Here is a 16,242-nt window from a genome sequence, read left to right as displayed (position 1 = left end):
TTATCCGATCAGATGGAATCGCTCTGCGATCCATCTGGTCGGATGTAATGCCCGAACTTCAAGGTATTAGCGCACTACTCCCGGCCAGACGCGAACGCGTCTGATCGGGAAGTGCGCTAGGCTGTTGCCGCCACCGAAATCGCATAGCGAGCCGAATGTTTCAGCCCACGCGGGGTCTTGCGCCTGCACGCATAGCGCACACGCCAAACCCGATCCAACCGATAGATCGAACGAGTGGCGTGACCCCGTCATGGGCCCAAGGCACAATCGATCCGGCTGATACTGCGTCATTTTCCCAGGAGACTCAGAAGCATAAAATGTGAACTTGCGCCCTCAAACTTATCCGAGTTCACGCTTTATCCCGGACCTTCAGTCTGCGACTGCACAAATGGCGCAAACCAAGGCGCTGGTCTCGGCGCAGCGGAAAGGGAACCGGCACCGGAGCCGCCGGCTGGCGATGCGACCGGCTCTTGGCTGGCTCGTGAGCGATGCCGTGGCCGCGGCGTGATCGACAGGTCGGAGACGGTGAGCGCGGTCCTCGCCCGGGCTTTCGACGCCGTCGCCTCGGCCCGGAAGCCCGGCGCGCCCACCGCTGCCTGGCGGGGCGGGCCCGTGCCGCCGGCGGCTCTCCGGCGCTCAGGATGTCCTGGAAATCAATCCGTTAACCTTTTCCGCCGGGGGCCGAACTGGGGTTCCGGGGGCGTCTTTCCTGTTGGAGTTGTGTGTCAAGGACGCTAGGGTACCGACGCCGTCCTTGGCAGGAAACGCAGCTCTTGCCGGCACCGGGGAACGGAGGCCTTTGCGGTGAAGCAAGTCGGCAGGTACGAGGTCGTGGACCGCCTCGGAGAGGGGTCGATGGCCCAGGTCTTCAAGGCCTACGATCCCGAGATAGACCGTTCCCTGGCCCTGAAGGTCCTGAGGGAGGAATGGTGCGCCAACAAGGAGTACGTCCGGCGATTTCTTCGTGAAGCCCGCGCCGCCGGAAACTTTTCGCACCGCAACATCGTCACCGTCTACGACGCCGGGCAGATCGAGGACCGCCCCTACATCGTCATGGAGCTGCTGGAAGGCCGGTCCCTCGCCGAGGTCATGGAGGCCGGCAAGCCGCTGCCCCTGGAACAGATCCTTTCCCTCGGCATGCAGCTGGCCGAGGCCCTGAGCTATGCGCACCGGCACGGGGTGATCCATCGCGACATCAAGCCCAGCAACATCATGCTGCTGGCCGACGGCACCACGATCAAGATCACCGACTTCGGGATCGCCCGGGTCGATGACCCGAGCAGCGATGAACAGACGGTCATGGGCACCGTCCTGGGGACCCCCCAGTACATGTCGCCGGAGCAGGTCAAGGGCCAATCGGTCGACGAGAGGTCCGACCTCTTCTCGGTCGGCGTCGTCCTCTATCAGCTGACCACCGGCCAGAAGCCCTTCGAGGGCGACAGCATCGCGAGCCTGCTCTACAAGATCACCGAGGAGGATCCGCCGCAGCTCACGTCGTTGAGACCGGATCTGCCTCCGGGCCTGCGTCAGATCATCAACAAACTGCTCGCCAAGGCGCCCGACCAGCGCCTCCAGTCTGGCGAAGAGCTGCTCCTCGCCCTGCGGCACGAGGCTCAGATCCTGAGCGAACACGCCAAGGACCGGGAACGACAGCGCTATGTCCCGATCAAGGTGAAGTGGACCGCGCTGATGGCCGGCTTCATCGCCGTGATCATGGCCGTCAGCATCTTCCTGATCGATGCCAAGCAAAGCGACACGCTGAAGCGCTACGCGATGGACTCCGGCTCGTCCTTTGCAAAGTTCATCGCCTCCGAGACCGCGATCCCCCTGCTGAGCGAGGATTGGATTGCCATCGAGATCTTCGTCGAGGACGCAGTCCAGGGGCAGTCCTTCGAATACCTGATCATCACGGATCACGATGGGATGGTGCGCGGCGCCAGCGATAAGGCGCTCATCGGAGAGGCGTTCGGCTTGCGGCCGGACGCCGAGCTGGTCGTCGATCATGAGGGCGTGCGGGCTTCCCTGGTCCGCCAGACCGGGCAGGACGCGATCCTGGATTTCAAGGCGCCGGTCGTCTTCCAGAACCGGCAGGTCGGCCAGGTGCATCTGGGCCTGGCGCAGACCGCTCTGCGCGATGTGATCGATACCACCCGCCTGCTCCTGATCGCCCTCGGCCTCGCGACCGTGGTCGCGGTCGGCGTGGTTTCCTATGTCCTTGGCCGGCTGTTGTCGGGACCGCTGCGCTTGCTCAGGACCTCGATCGCCGAGATCGCGAAGGGCAACTTCAACTGCCGGATACCGGAGGAACGGCGCGACGACCTGGGGGAGGTCTTCGCTGCCTTCAACAAGATGGCGATCGCCCTGGACACGCGCAGCAGAGAGGATGGAGCCAAAGATGCCTGAAGTCTTTCGGACCGACGGCGAGCCAAGCATCGATCCATGGCCGGCCTCCCCGGAATCCACAAGCCCGGGACGACCACGGGAAGCCAGGAGGCGAGGCGGACCGGCGGCTGCCCGGTCGCGCGCTTTCGTTCTCTTGATCGTGTTTCCGCTGGCGGCCCTGCTTCTGTCGGGCTGCGGCGCGGCCTTCCGCGTGTCGGATCCGGCCGTGATCAGTCAAGACCGGGACTTTCTGCTGGTTGCGGCCGGCAGGTCGGACACTTTGCGGTCCCTGGCAGAGAGGTACCTGGACGACCCCTCCCTGGACTGGGTGATCGCGGAGGCCAATCACATCAAGCGGGTCAAGCCCGGCCAGAAGGTCGTCATCCCGCGCCGGCCCTTCAATCGCTCCGCGGTCTTCGGCGACGGCTACCAGACAGTTCCGATCCTGACCTACCACCGCTTCGCGTCCTCCGACAGGAACTGCGGCAAGCTCTCGGTGTCGAAGGCGGCCTTCAGGGCTCAGATGGCCTACCTTCGGGACCGGGGCTTCGAGGTCATCAGCTTCGCCGACTTGGCGGCTTTCATGGCCGGCGATCGGAGCCTTCCCAAAAAGTCCGTCATCATCACCATCGACGACGGCTACCGCTCGACCTACGAGATCGCCTATCCGGTGCTGCGCGAGTTCGGTTTCAAGGCCACCGTCTTCATCTACGCCGACTTCATCGGCGCGCCGGCCGGGCTGACCTGGGATCATATGAGGAAGATGGTGGCTTCCGGCCTGATCGACATCCAGCCCCACTCGAAGACCCATGCCGACCTGACGAAAAAGCTGGAGGGGGAAGGCCAGTCCGCCTACGAGAAGCGGGTCCTGAGGGAGATCCGCTACTCGACGAAGGTCCTCCGCCGTCTCGGCCTTCCGATGCACACCTTCTCCTATCCCTATGGTGCGGAGAACGACTTGGTTGTCGACTTGGTCAAGTCGGAAGGCTTCAAGATGGGAGTCACCGTGACCCGCGGCGGCAATCCGTCTTTCGCCAACCCCTTCATGCTTCGGCGCACACAGATCTACTGCAGCAACAACGTGAAGACCTTCGCGAAGCGTTTGGAGGTCTTCAAGCGAGTCGCTCTTAGATGACCACCAAGGCGCCTCTGCACGGCGTGGCCCTCCTCGGTGCCCTGCTGCTGCTCGGGGCCTGCGGCCTGGCATCGAGGTCCGGGACCGAGGGGCTGGACGAAGGCGCCCTGCAGGACCGCAAGCAGTTGGCGCAGAACCTCGCAAAGCAGGGCGACCTCCACGCAGCGCTGCTGCAGTGGCGAATCGTCCAATCCTTCGGCGCCGATTCCGGAGATGCCGACGCCGCGAGCCGCGCGCTCGAGGCGAAGATCCGAAAGAAGGCCGAGGCGGAATTCCGGCTTGGATCCAGGGCGCTGGAACGGGGCAAGTTGAAGGAGGCGCAACGCCGCTTCCTGGTCGTCCTGAGCCTCGACCCCGAGCACGACGAAGCACAGGAGGGGCTGCGGGCCCTGGAAGCCGAGAAGATCCGACAGACCCGCCGTCGGCTCCTCGGATCGGGCAGCAAGCTCGACAGCCGCAGGGCCTCGACGCCCGCGCCGGACACGGCGGCGTCAGAGCCCCCGCTGCCGCGAACGTCTCCGCGTGCGGATCGGGCAGCCCGGAAGGTGGCCGAGGACGCCCCCAAACCCGTCGCCGCGCCCGGTGGCGATGGCAGCGGCAAGGCGGCGCCGAAGGCCGAGGCCCTGACCGCGATCGCGCAACCGCTGGCGCCGCCTCCGGAGGAAAAGGACGAGAAGCAGGCGGCGTCCTTGTCGCGGTCCGAGGCCCTGATCGAAAAGGCGGCCTACCGGGATTCGATCAAGACCTTGGAATCACATCTCAAGGCCTACCCAAGCGACCGCCAGGCTTTCGAGCTGCTGGCGGTGTCTCATGGCCGGGTCGGCATCGACCTCTACGATCGTGGGAAGCTTCGGGAGGCGCTGCCGCACCTGCAGTCTTCGAGCGACTACGCCTTGCTCTCCGGTCTCAGCGACAACGCCGCGGTCGACTCCCTGCTCCTGCAGACGAGGCGCTCGCTGGCGCAGGACCGCTTCAAGAAGGGCCAGCGCGTCTTCAGCGTGGACCTCGATCAGGCCATCGCCTATTGGGAAGAGGCCTTGACCTATGAGCCCGATCACGAGAGAGCCCAGCTCTTCCTGGAGCGGGCCCGCAGAATCAAGAAGAAGCTGCAAGCGGTTAGCGAGTGAGCCCAGTGGGGGCACGTCGCGCTCACGCCAACCCGTGGCGCGAGGCCGCAGCCTTCCCGGATGGTAGACGTGGCGGGTGAACTCGGGCGATCCCTAGAGCGGGATGATTCGAAGTCTTCTGGACTTCAAATCTGAATCCCGCTCCACTTCAACAGTTTAGAGCACGATTCAGACGTGAGGTCGACTCGACCTCATGTCATCGTGCTCTAGCGGCGCCCCGTCATTCGGTCTCGGAGAGGGTTTCGAGCCGTTTCATCAGATCGATCGCCTGAGCCCGGTTCAGCTTCGCCTGGCTGTGCTCGGGATCGACGTCCTGAAGCACCCGATCCCAGAGCTCGACCGCCTTGGCGAGATCCTCCTGGCGGAAGGCGATCAGCGCCTGGCGATGGTAGGCCTCGGCCACGATGGGCTTCAGGCTGGCAAGTTCCTGCTGCGCGGCCTCGTTCTCCGGCTCCAGCTCGACGATCCGGCCGTAGGCCTGGAAGGCTTCGATCGGCAGGTTCTGGTTCCGGAACCGCGCGGCCTCCGCCATCAGGCTGTCGACCTGCCGGCGCCGCTCGAGACGGGCCAGCCGATTGCTGGCCCCGGCATCGCCCGGCGCCAGCTCCGTCGCCCGGCGCAGCGCCGACTCTGCTTCGTTCAACTGCCCCTGCTGATCGAGCTGATCGGCGAAACTGACGTAGGCGACAACCGCCTTTTCCTTCAACTCTGCCGAATCCGGATATTCGAGCAGACCCTCCTCCAGGTGGTTGATCGCGCCGCTGAAATCCTCGCTGTCCGCGTAGCTGTCGGCCTTCAGGATCGCCAACTTGATGGTCTGCTCCCTGATTTCCGTCGCCGCAGCCTCGGCGGCCTCCTCTGCGGCCGCCTCGGCAGCCGCCGCCTGCTTCTCCGCTTCCGCGGCGGCGGCCCGTTCGGCCGCCTCCGCCTCGGCAGCCTTCTTGGCCGCCTCGGCCGCAGCGGCCTTCTTGGCCTCTTCTTCGGCGGCGGCCTTCTTTGCCGCCTCGGCCGCTGCCGCTCTGGCCGCCGCTTCCTCGGCCGCAGCCTTCCTGGCCGCCTCTGCGGCCGCAGCCTTCGAGGCCGCCTCGGCCGCGGCGGCCTCCGTACCGGCTTGGTCGCTGCTCGGCGAGGGCGTCGCACGCTCGGGCTCGGGCGCCTGCGGCGTCACGGCGGCCGCCGTGGCCGGCTGGCTCGGCTTCCTAGCCGCCAGTGGCACGGTCTTGGGCTGGGCGGTCGGCCGATCGACCTGTCGCTTCCCGGGCACCTTGATGACCTGTCCCACCGTGATCTCGCTCGGGTTCGCAAGATCGTTGTAGCGGGCCAGGATATGGAATTTCAGAGGATCTCCCAGCATCTTCTTGGAGATCGAGGAGATCGAGTCACCGCGCCGTATCGAGTAAAGGAAATGCTCGCTCCCCAGAACCTCAACGGGATCGGCGTCGATCTGCGAGAGCAGGTCCTGCGCCCTTCGGCTGTCTGGCACCTCGGCCAGATAAGCGTTCAGCTCGACCCTGGCGTGCTCGGAGGCCCCCACCTGGAGCAATCCGAGCGCTTTCTTCATCCTTTCGCGCGGCGTGAGGCCGGGCTCGGGCGTGAAAAGGGGCACGGCCGGCGCCGGCTCCAGCGCGGGCTGAGCCACCTCTTCTTCTGGTGTTCCCTGCTGCAACAGCGTGTCGCAAGCGCTCAGAACCACAATGCCGGAAACAAGTAAGACAGCTAACCTAAGACGCATATCGCTCTCGACTCTCGCCCTCGCCCGACGTCTTAGGCCTACGTGACCCTATGTCGGCGACCTTGCCAAACGTCAGTTGCCTGATCCACCCCAGGTGCAGAGCCAAGCTGGTTCTGCGAGACCAGTTGGGTTGATTTTATCATAACAGTTTCCAAAGGCTAGCAGGACGGTCGAGGCCGGTTCGGCGCAAGGTCGGGGCCGGCTGTGCCTTGGAACCGGGACGTCGGGCCCGGCAAGCCGTCAGGCCCCCTGTTGCCCTGGAAACCCGCAAGGAGCCGGGCTTTTGCGAGGGCGTATAACCAAGGGTTCATAGTTGCGTCTTTTTTGGGGCAGAAATGGGGCGTGAACGACCCCTCGCCCCAAGGGCCGAATTCGCGCCAAGGGGCCGGCCACGACATCGGCTTGGCAGGGGCGATGGCGATCCGACGGCCCTAGTCCCTCGATGAAGAACGGCGGCAGCTTCACAGCCTAGACTTGTCCATCACAGGCCGGGCCCGGATTTCGCCTGATTGAGCATTTGGATGCAAGAGGTTACCAGTTACGCTATAGTTTGTTGGTCAAGAGCCTGGACGAGTTGCCGGGCGGTCGAGGATAGCGACTTGCTGATAGTCGAGGTGAAGACCAAGGGCGGTGCAGCCGCCGTTCGGGGCGAAAGGGTCACCCTCGAAGAGGGCGCCCTCGACGTCGGGCGCAGCAGCGACAATGACGTCGTTCTGCCCGACCCGACCGGCGCGATATCCCGGCACCACTGCAGGATCGAGCAGCAGGGCGACCGCTACCGGCTGACCGACACCAGCACCAACGGAGTGTTCCTGAATGCCGCCACGGACAAGGTCGGCCGGGGCAATTCGGTGATTCTCACGGATGGCGACGAGGTCTCGGTCGGCCACTATCGGCTCTCGATCCAGGTGGTCGGCGGCAGCGAGGCGAGAACCACCGCCGGCCCGACCGGTGGTCTGACCGACATCCCGGATTCCGACGACGACCCCTTCGCCGTTCTGTCCGAGGAGGGAGCCTTGGAAGCCGAGGACTGGCTGATCGACGAGCCGGCCGCAGAAAGCGGCGACGATCTGACTCAGGCCGCGAAAGACTTCTCCGACATCAACCAGATCGGCTGTGAGCAGGATTCGCTCGACCCCTTTCAAGCCGTGCCGGACGAACAGATCCCGGAGGACTGGGACGAGAACTTGGCGCCTTCTGCGCCAGCGGCACCCAAGCTTGCCGACTTGGAACCATTGGCGGGCACCGCCGGCGCGGATCCCTTTGCCGACGCCCCCGTGACCCCGCTGGCCGCTGCCGCGCCCGCCACGAGCGCGCCGCCCCAGGGTGACGCAGGCCCGACATCGCCCGCGCGTCCCGGCGGCCCCGCCGCCGGGCCCGAGGGCGTGCGCCCGAGCCGGGCCGTGACGCCGCCGCCGCAACCCGACGATCTCGCCGCCTTGCAGGCTTTCCTTGCCGGCGCCGGACTGAGTCAGGCCGATCTGGGCGATGCCGACGTCGCCGAAACCATGGAGCGCCTCGGCAAGATCTATCGCGACGTGGTGGCCGGACTTCGGAAGCTGCTGGAGGCCCGGCGCGTCATCAAGGGCGAGCTCCGGATGTCGCAGACGATCATTCAGCAGAGCGGCAACAACCCGCTCAAATGGTCCTTGAATGACGAAAAGGCGATGATCGAGCTGCTGGAGAAGGAGCAGCCGGGCTGCCTGACGGCGCAGCAGGCGATAGATGAGGCTTTCGAGGACCTGAAGGCCCACCAGATCGCGATGGTCGTGGGCATGGAGCGTGCGATCGCAACCCTCTTGAAGCGGTTCGATCCCGAGGCGCTCGAGGAACGGATCGATGCGACCAGCCCGATCGGCAAGCTGATGCCCGGCGCCAAGTCCCGATACTGGGAGCAGTTCACTCAGCTCTACGCCGAAATCGCCCGGGAGGCGGAAGAGGACTTCGACAACCTCTTCGGCCGCGAATTCGGCAAGGCCTATGAGGAGCAGGTCCGCCAGATGACCGGCAAGTCCGGCAGGGCGGCCCCACCCCGCATCGGCAGCAGCGAACGCAGGAAGGCTTAGGCTCATGTGGGGGGGCGCCACCCGTTGGATCGGACGAAGCAGCTGCGCCGCCTTGGCGGCGGCATTGGCCTTGGCCCTGGCCGGCTGCGGTTCGAGCCCGACACGGATCGAGGTCACCCTTATCGGTGCCGAGGACTTGAACCCGGATCCCGACGGCCGTCCCAAGCCCTTGGTCGTGCGGATGTACGAGTTGAAGTCCGATACCGCCTTCAAGGGCGCGTCCTTCGACGATTTGATCGAGGGCGACGTCGCCCGGCTCGGCACGGACCTCCAGGACAAGGAGGAAGTCCTGCTCACGCCCGGCCAGGTCCTGGAGTTCGAGCGGGAGCTTAAACCCGAAACGCGCGTCGTCGGCTTTACCGGCAACTATCGTCTCTACGAGCGAGGCGGGCTCTGGCGCGCGGCGGTGGCCGTCCCCGAGGGCGAGACGACGGAGCTTAAGGTCGACTTCAAGCGGTCGGAGATCGTGGTCGAGGCCTATGATTGAGCTTCCCGTGCAGCGCCTGGCGTCCAGAACGTGGCGGATCGTGGCGGCGCCCATCACGGCGCCCGGCCCGCCCCCGACCTGAACGCGCCCGGAGGCCGGCATCTATGACACTTACCAACAAGGTCGTGTGGTCCGAGGGTTTGTTCTTGCGGCCCCAGCACTTCCAGCAGCAGGACCGCTACCTGGAGAGCCTGGTTCGACGGTGCTCCGGCGCGCTCAGGCCCTTCGGCTGGGGGTTCAAGGAGCTGCAGATCGACCAGGACTTGCTGAAGACCGGGAAGCTGGCCATCACCCGCTGCGCGGGCATCATGCCCGACGGCACCTACTTCAATGCACCGGACGAAGCCGACACGCCGCTGCCCCTCGAGCTCAGCGAGGACATGGAGAATCTCCAGGTCCACCTTGTGATGCCGATCCAGGATCCCAGGGGGCTAGACGTCGGGCTCAACGGCGCTTCCCCGGCGGTGACGCGCTTCGGTGTCGACGAGATCGAGGTGCGCGACAACTGCGGCAGCTCGGATGCGCCGGCGCAGCTCCAGGTGGCGCGCCTGCGGCTCGAGTTGAAGCTGGACAACGAAGAGCGCAGCGGGTTCCTCCCCCTCGGCATCGCCAGGATCATCCAGGTCGGCGCAGACAAGGTCGCGCTGTTCGATGACGGCTTCATCCCGCCTGGCCTCGATTGCCGGAACGACAGGAGGCTCGCGGGCTTCATCAGCGAGATCGAAGGCCTCTTGAATCAGCGCGGCGAGAGCCTGGCCGGGCTGGTCTCCGAGTCCGGGCGCGGCGGTGCGGCGGAAATCGCCGACTTTCTCATGCTCCAGACGGTGAACCGCTATCAGCCGGTCGTTGCCCACCTCAGGCAGACCCCGGACCTGCATCCCGAAGCCCTCTACCGGCTCCTGCTGTCCCTGGCCGGCGAACTCTCCACCTTTACCAGCGAGGGCAAGCGACCGCCGGCCTTTCCGGAGTACCGCCACGATCAGCTGAAGGAGACCTTCGAGCCCTTGATGGCCTCGCTCAGACAGTCGCTGAGCATGGTGATCGACAGGCGCGCCATCGCCATTCCGCTGCAGGAGCGCAAGTACGGCATCAGGGTTGCCGTGGTTCCCGACCCTGCCCTGCTGACGGACGCCATGTTCGTTCTGGCCGTCAATGCCGATCTCCCGGCAGAGGCTCTGCGGACCCGCTTTCCCGCCCAGGTCAAGATCGGGCCCGTCGAGAAGATCCGTGACCTGGTCAACCGGGCTCTCCCGGGAGTCGACGTGCACGCCCTGCCGGTCGCGCCGCGTCAGATTCCCTTCCACAGCGGCGTCACGTACTTCGCGCTGGACACGAAGAACGCCTTCTGGAAGGAGATGGACAGGTCCGGCGGACTCGCGGTTCACGTCGGCGGCAAGTTCCCGGGCCTCGAGATGCAGTTCTGGGCAATCAGGCAGTAGGCACGATGTCCGGTCGCGACCCCTTCGAAGACTTTGACCTGGGCGAAGAGGACTTCGAACGGACGATCATCCTGCCAACCCCGGGCGGGAGCCGGCGCGGTACCGAGCAGACCGATGCGCCGTCGACGGCGTTCCAAGGGCGCTTCGACCCGGGCGAGGCCATGGTGGCCAGCGGCAAGAACCCATTGCTGAGCGGCGCCGCGACCGCCTTCGCGCTGGCCCGGCAGCTGCGCAGGACGCCCCATCACGACGACCCGGAGGGACTGCGTGAAGCCGCGCTGCGCATGATCAAGGGCTTCGAGACCTCGGCGCGGCAGGGCGGTGCGAGCGATCAGGCGGTCCACGCCGGCCGCTACGCGCTCTGCGCTCTGGTGGACGAGGCGGTGCTCTCGACGCCCTGGGGCAGCGGATCCATCTGGAGCAAGCAAAGCCTGCTGGGAACCCTGCACAACGAGACCAGGGGCGGTGCCAAGTTCTTCAACATCCTCTCGAAGATGATGCAGAACCCGGCCCACAACCTCGACCTTCTCGAGCTCCTCTACGTGTGTCTGGCGCTGGGCTTCCAGGGCAAGTTCGGGGTCCAGGACCGAGGCGAAGCGCAGCTCGGCGAGATCACGCGGAACCTCAACGAGACGATCCGGCAGATCCGCGGCGAGCCCGAGCGGGAGCTCTCGCCGTCGTGGCAGGGGATCGTCGACCGACGCCCCAAGGCGGCCAGATACATCCCGCTATGGGTGGTCCCGGTTGCCGTCTGCGCGCTGGCCGTGATCGGCTATCTGACCTTCAATCACTATCTGAACCGTTCCTCCGACGCGGTCTTCGTGGAACTCAACGGACTGGTCCGTGCCGCCCCGCCGCTGTCGGAAAGCCAAGCCGCCGTCATCAGGCAGCTGGTGCCCGATCCCCCGCAGCGCGATGCGGCGGCCGAGCCGGGCCTCTACGAGCAGGTCTACGAAGCCATGGCCGCGGAGCGGCGGGAGGGTCTCATGGACGTCATCGACGAAGGGGCGCGGATCAAGATCGTCATCCACAATCAGGGCCTCTTCGGCTCCGGCAGCGCGCGAGTCTCCGGCAGCCACGCACCGGTTCTCAGGAAGCTGGCCCAGGTCCTCCGGGGCGCGCCCAGCCCGATCCACGTGATCGGCCATACCGACAGCCAGCCCATCCGCACCGTGAGGTTCCCGTCCAATTGGCACCTGTCCTCATCGCGGGCGGAAGCCGTGGCGCGGCTGATGGCGGAGACCCTCAGAGCACCGATGGAGCTGGTCACGGAAGGCCGCGCGGACACGGAACCCATCGCAAGCAACGACACGCCGGAGGGGCGGCGGCAGAACCGACGCATCGAGATCAGGGTTCCGATCAGCTAGGAGCCTGTCCGAGATCGCAGAGGTCCCTTTGATGAGAGGCATAGGACGACAGGTGTTCATGACCGAGGCAGGACGGGCGATCCGGCCGTGGTCCGTGGTCCATGACCGGCACGAGGACCGGCTGGGATCGGCGTGCCGCCGGCCGCGGGCGCAAAGGGCCGGGCAATGAGGTTCCTGAAGGCCTGCTTCGGGTGGCTGGTGAGCCGGACCGCGATCTCCCTCTACGGGATCATCCTGCTGGCCCTCCTCATCTGGTTCGTCGCGCCGCTGGTCGCCATCGCTGGCTGGGAGCCTTTCGCCGCCGAAGACACGCGCCTGGTGACGATCTGCCTGATCGCCTTCGCCTGGATCGGAAGCCGTGTCTGGAGCTTCTTTCGAAGCCGGCGCATGGACAGCCAGATCGGCGAGGCGTTGCTGGGCACGGGCGAGCCCGAGATCTCCCCCGAGATGGCGGCCTCCAGAGAGGAATACGAGGTCCTGCGGCAGCGTTTCCGGGAGGCCCTGAAGACCCTCAAGGACACCAAGCTCGGTGGGCGCGGCACCCGGCGCCTGCTCTACCAGCTGCCCTGGTACGTCATCATCGGCCCGCCTGGGGCCGGCAAGACCACGGCGCTGAAGAACTCCGGCCTGCGCTTTCCGCTGATGCAGGCCTTCGGCGACGCGGCGATCCGCGGCGTCGGCGGAACCCGAAACTGCGACTGGTGGTTCACCGAGGATGCCGTGCTCCTGGATACGGCCGGGCGCTACACCACCCAGGACAGCGACCAGATGGTGGACAGCTCGGCCTGGCGGAACTTCCTGGCGCTGCTGAAGAAGTACCGGCGCCGCTGTCCGGTCAACGGCGTCCTGGTGGCGGTCGGCGTCGACGACCTGACCAGAGGCGACCGCGACACGATTCGGCACCATGCGCTGGCCGTCAGAAAGCGGCTTCAGGAGCTGACCGAGGATCTCAAGGTCAGCGTCCCGGTCTACGTCATTTTCACCAAATGCGACCTAGTCGCCGGCTTCATCGAGTTCTTCGACGACCTGGGCCGCGAGGGCCGCGGACAGGTCTGGGGCACGACCTTTCCGCTGGCGCGGAACGCCGAGCGGGGCCGGCCCCTCGATACATTTCCCCAGGAGTTCGATCGCCTGATCGAACGTCTCGACGAACGGATCTTCGACCGCCTCGGCGAGGAGCGGGACCTCCAGCGGCGCGGCCTGATCCTCGGGTTCCCGCAACAGATGGCCTCGATCAAGGCCTCGCTTCAGGAATTCCTGAACGAGGCCTTTCAGCCCAGCCGCTACGACCAGCCGGGCCTGCTGCGGGGCGTCTACTTCACCAGCGGTACGCAGGAGGGGACGCCGATCGACCGCGCGGTCAGCGCGATGTCCGGCCTCTTCGGCCTCAGGCGCGAGGAAATGCCGGCCCGAAGCGGGCAGGGCCGGAGCTACTTTCTGACCCGGCTGCTTCAGGATGTCGTGTTCCGGGAATCCGAGCTGGTCGGTCGCACGGGCTTCATGGCCCGCTACGGATCTTGGGTGCACCGCTCCGCCTATGCCGGCGGGGTCCTGGCCCTTGCCGGCCTGCTCGGGATCTGGACGACCAGCTATCTTAGCAACGAAGCCCATATCGCGGACGCCGCCGAGCAGGTCACAGATTACCAGCGCCTGGCGGCCGACTCGGCCCCGGGCGACGAGGCCTGGGACGTCCTGCCGCAGCTCGACGCCCTGCGGTCCCTTCCGAACGGCTACGACCAGAGAGGGGAGAGTCCTCCGCTGGCCATGACCTTCGGCCTGTATCAGGGTGACAAGCTGGGCGATGCGGCGAATGCGGCCTACCGGCGCGGCCTGAACGCGCTGCTGCTGACCCGGCTGATGCGGCGCCTCGAGCTGCAGATCGCCGACAGCCCCGACAACTACGACCTGCTCTACACCGCCTTGAAGACCTACCTGATGCTCGCGGATCCCAAGCAGCTGGATCCCGAGTTCGTCGCCCTATGGTTTTCGGTGGATTGGGCTGCCCGCCTGCCCGGCGAGACCGGTCTGCCGTTCCGAGACGCGCTGTCGGGCCACCTTTCGGCGCTGCTGGAAAACGAGCTCCGGCCGCCGCCCGTCAATGCCGCCTTGGTGACCCAGGCCCGCACGATCCTGGCCCGGCGACCACTGGCCGAACGGGTCTATGCCCAGGTCAAGAACTCCGCCGCGGCACGCAAGCTCGAGACCTGGCGGCTGGCCGACAAGGCCGGGCCGGATGCCAAGGTCTTCGCGGTCGCGTCGGAAGGCGGGCCGACCGACGGCATTCCGGGCCTCTTCACGGCCGAGGGCTACAAGCAGGTGTTCCGGGTGAAGGGCCCGGAGCTCGCGAGCACCGCGGCCTCGGAGCGCTGGGTCATCGGTTCCGGGGAGACCGCCTTGCTTGACGAGGCCGGGCTCGCGGTCCTCACCACCGAAATCACGGCCTTCTACTTCGAGGAGTACGTCCGCCGCTGGGCGGATTACCTGGACCGCATCGAGCTGGCGCGGATCGGCGGCTTCGGGCAGGCCATCGAGGTTTCGAGGACGCTGTCGGGTCCCACCTCGCCGATCGTGACCCTGCTCACGGCAATCCGGCGGGAGACGGATCTGTCGATTGCCGGCCAGCTTCCGGTCGATACCGGCAAGATTTCGGGCCGGCTCCAGGAAATGCGCGAGCAACTGGAAGGCCTCCTGGGCGATACGGCACCGGAAGCGCAAGCGCTGGAGATCGGGGACCCGGCCAATCGGGTCACGCAGCGCTTCGCGAGGCTGAATGCGCTGGTCGAAGCCGAGGAAGGGCAGCCGCGCCCCGTCGATCGGGTCCTGGGATTGATCGCCGATCTCCATTTCCAGCTCAACACGATCGATTCCTCGGCCAACCGAGCCGAGGCCTCCAAGGGATTGCTGTCCGGCAGCGGCTCGGAAATCGTGCAGCGGGTGAGGAACGAAGCGGGCCGCCAACCCGCTCCCGTCGACCGCTGGCTGCGCAGCCTGGCCCTGCAGAGCGTCGCGGTCGCCGCCGGCTCGGTGCGCAACCAGCTCGACCGGGCCTGGCGGGAGCAGATCGTTCGCCATTGCCAGGAGGCCCTGGGCGATCGCTACCCCCTCGCCAAGGGCAGTCGGACCGACGTGAACCTGGACGACTTCGCGCGCTTCTTCGGGCCCGGCGGCCGCACGGACAGCTTCTTCAAGCAGTACCTGGCGCCCTTCGTCGACAAGTCGGTGCGTCCCTGGCGGCCCAGAGCGGCCGGCGATGCCCGCCTCGAGATCTCGCCTGCGGCCCTGCGCCAGCTGGAGGCCGCGGATACCATCAAGGAAGCCTTCTTCCCGGGCGGCAGCGACCGCCCCTCGATCACCTTCCTGATCAAGCCCGTCAAGCTCGACGAGGCCGTGGGCCAGGTCGTGCTGGAACTCGGCGACCAAAGGCTGACCTATCGCCATGGCCCGCCGCGCCAGGCGACGATGACCTGGCCGCCGCCGAGCGGGTCCACGGTGGCCCGGATCGTCTTCACGCCCTTGATCGAGGCCGCCCCCGCAAGCTACAGCGCGGAGGGGCCCTGGGCGCTGTTCCGGCTTCTCGACCGCGGCAGGCTCGCGCCGCGGTCCTCGGCCGACACCTTCAATCTGTCCTTCGATATCGAAGGCTTCGAAGCCGCCTTCCAGCTGCAGGCCGGCAGCGTGAACAACCCCTTCCGCCGCGGCTTGCTTGAGGAATTCAGATGCCGGGAGAGACTCTAGCCGGAGCGGGCCCGGACGCGGTCCTGGGCTACTTCGGGAAGGTGCCGACCCACGGGGACTTCGTCCGGCGCGCCCTGCCGAAGGATTTCCTGGATCCCTGGGACGACTGGCTGCAATCGGCCGTCGCCTTCAGCAAGCAGGAACTCTCGGAGTCCTGGCTCGAGATCTACCTGACCAGCCCGGTCTGGCGCTTCGCCCTGGCGGCCGGCCTCTGCGGCGACGCGGTCGTCGCCGGGGTTCTGATGCCGAGCGTCGACGCCGTGGGCCGCTACTTCCCCATGACCATCGCGGGCATCTTTCGCAGCGGCGCTTCGCCCTTCCATGTCGCCGACGCCGGCTGGCTGGCCGAGGCGCAGGAAGCGACCCTGTCCTGCCTCGAGAAGGACTTCACGCTCGAGAGCTTCGACAGCAGGCTGGACGAGATCGCGGCGGAGATCGCCTCGCAAGCGAAGGGAGCAGTGACCGGCGGCCTGGGGGTCAGGCCCTGGCCGGTGTGTGCGAAGGGCTTGGCCTGGACGATGGACGCGGCGGACCTGGAACGCCTGGGCACAGAGGTCTATCCGGCCCTCCTGGATGCCACGGCCCGGTCGCGCCTCGGCGCCTACAGCATCTGGTGGAGCGACGGCTCCGACAGGATCCCGCCCTGCCTAAGGCTTTTCGAGGGCCTGCCGGCGCCCTCGGCCTTCATCGAATTCCTGACCAGCGCGGCCCCTGCCGAAGCCTCGCTGCCGTGACCTGACTCGCGCGTGATATCGCCGCGCGGCCGGGCTGC

General features: G+C 66.5%; 10 protein-coding genes. 9 read left to right on the top strand and 1 reads right to left on the bottom strand.

Features of this window, described 5'->3' with window-relative positions; translation table 11 throughout:
• The first annotated feature begins 804 nt into the window (after positions 1–804).
• The 3 genes from QNJ30_07780 to QNJ30_07770 all read left to right on the top strand — a co-directional run bounded on the left by QNJ30_07780 (position 805) and on the right by QNJ30_07770 (position 4,644).
• The gene (locus QNJ30_07780; GenBank protein ID MDJ0943348.1) at positions 805–2,403 is read left to right on the top strand and encodes a protein kinase; all 1,599 of its coding nucleotides are present in this window, start codon (positions 805–807) and stop codon (positions 2,401–2,403) included.
• 139 nt (positions 2,404–2,542) lie between these two features.
• Entirely contained in the window at positions 2,543–3,517 is a 975-nt protein-coding gene (locus QNJ30_07775) for a polysaccharide deacetylase family protein (protein ID MDJ0943347.1), read from the top strand.
• Positions 3,514–4,644: a hypothetical protein gene (locus QNJ30_07770; GenBank protein ID MDJ0943346.1), complete on the top strand. Its 1,131-nt coding sequence runs from the start codon at positions 3,514–3,516 to the stop codon at positions 4,642–4,644. The genes QNJ30_07775 and QNJ30_07770 overlap by 4 nt, the downstream gene beginning before the upstream one ends.
• 220 nt (positions 4,645–4,864) lie before the next feature.
• Here the strand turns inward: QNJ30_07770 and QNJ30_07765 are convergent, their stop codons facing one another.
• Positions 4,865–6,283, bottom strand: a complete 1,419-nt coding sequence (locus QNJ30_07765) for a LysM peptidoglycan-binding domain-containing protein (protein ID MDJ0943345.1) — start codon at positions 6,281–6,283, stop codon at positions 4,865–4,867.
• Between the two features lie 614 nt (positions 6,284–6,897).
• Here QNJ30_07765 and tagH point away from each other — a divergent pair.
• The 6 genes from tagH to tagF all read left to right on the top strand — a co-directional run bounded on the left by tagH (position 6,898) and on the right by tagF (position 16,204).
• Positions 6,898–8,442, top strand: a complete 1,545-nt coding sequence (tagH, locus tag QNJ30_07760) for a type VI secretion system-associated FHA domain protein TagH (GenBank protein MDJ0943344.1) — start codon at positions 6,898–6,900, stop codon at positions 8,440–8,442.
• Positions 8,443–8,446: 4 nt separating this feature from the next.
• Complete coding sequence (tssJ, locus tag QNJ30_07755; GenBank protein MDJ0943343.1) at positions 8,447–8,929, top strand: type VI secretion system lipoprotein TssJ; 483 nt, start codon at positions 8,447–8,449, stop codon at positions 8,927–8,929.
• Between the two features lie 104 nt (positions 8,930–9,033).
• Complete coding sequence (gene tssK / locus QNJ30_07750; GenBank protein MDJ0943342.1) at positions 9,034–10,368, top strand: type VI secretion system baseplate subunit TssK; 1,335 nt, start codon at positions 9,034–9,036, stop codon at positions 10,366–10,368.
• 5 nt (positions 10,369–10,373) lie between these two features.
• On the top strand, positions 10,374–11,735 hold the full coding sequence (gene tssL, locus QNJ30_07745) for a type VI secretion system protein TssL, long form (GenBank protein ID MDJ0943341.1): 1,362 nt from the start codon (positions 10,374–10,376) through the stop codon (positions 11,733–11,735).
• 165 nt (positions 11,736–11,900) lie between these two features.
• A complete protein-coding gene (tssM, locus tag QNJ30_07740; GenBank protein MDJ0943340.1) occupies positions 11,901–15,470 on the top strand; it encodes a type VI secretion system membrane subunit TssM in 3,570 nt (1,189 codons plus the stop codon).
• Positions 15,452–16,204 carry a type VI secretion system-associated protein TagF gene (gene tagF, locus QNJ30_07735; protein ID MDJ0943339.1) on the top strand — a complete coding sequence of 251 codons (753 nt, stop codon included), beginning with the start codon at positions 15,452–15,454 and terminating at the stop codon, positions 16,202–16,204. Before tssM ends, tagF begins: the two co-directional genes overlap by 19 nt.
• The last annotated feature ends 38 nt before the right edge of the window (positions 16,205–16,242 follow it).

Source organism: Kiloniellales bacterium (genome assembly GCA_030066685.1).
Lineage (GTDB): Bacteria > Pseudomonadota > Alphaproteobacteria > Kiloniellales > JAKSBE01 > JAKSBE01.
This window is presented reverse-complemented; position numbering and strand designations above follow the sequence as displayed.

Coding starts and splice junctions, on each gene's coding strand:
- tssM (MDJ0943340.1), top strand. CDS start 11,901: ATGAGGTTCCTGAAGGCCTGCTTCGGGTGGCTGGTGAGCCGGACCGCG.
- tssK (MDJ0943342.1), top strand. CDS start 9,034: ATGACACTTACCAACAAGGTCGTGTGGTCCGAGGGTTTGTTCTTGCGG.
- tagF (MDJ0943339.1), top strand. CDS start 15,452: ATGCCGGGAGAGACTCTAGCCGGAGCGGGCCCGGACGCGGTCCTGGGC.
- tssJ (MDJ0943343.1), top strand. CDS start 8,447: ATGTGGGGGGGCGCCACCCGTTGGATCGGACGAAGCAGCTGCGCCGCC.
- QNJ30_07770 (MDJ0943346.1), top strand. CDS start 3,514: ATGACCACCAAGGCGCCTCTGCACGGCGTGGCCCTCCTCGGTGCCCTG.
- tssL (MDJ0943341.1), top strand. CDS start 10,374: ATGTCCGGTCGCGACCCCTTCGAAGACTTTGACCTGGGCGAAGAGGAC.
- tagH (MDJ0943344.1), top strand. CDS start 6,898: ATGCAAGAGGTTACCAGTTACGCTATAGTTTGTTGGTCAAGAGCCTGG.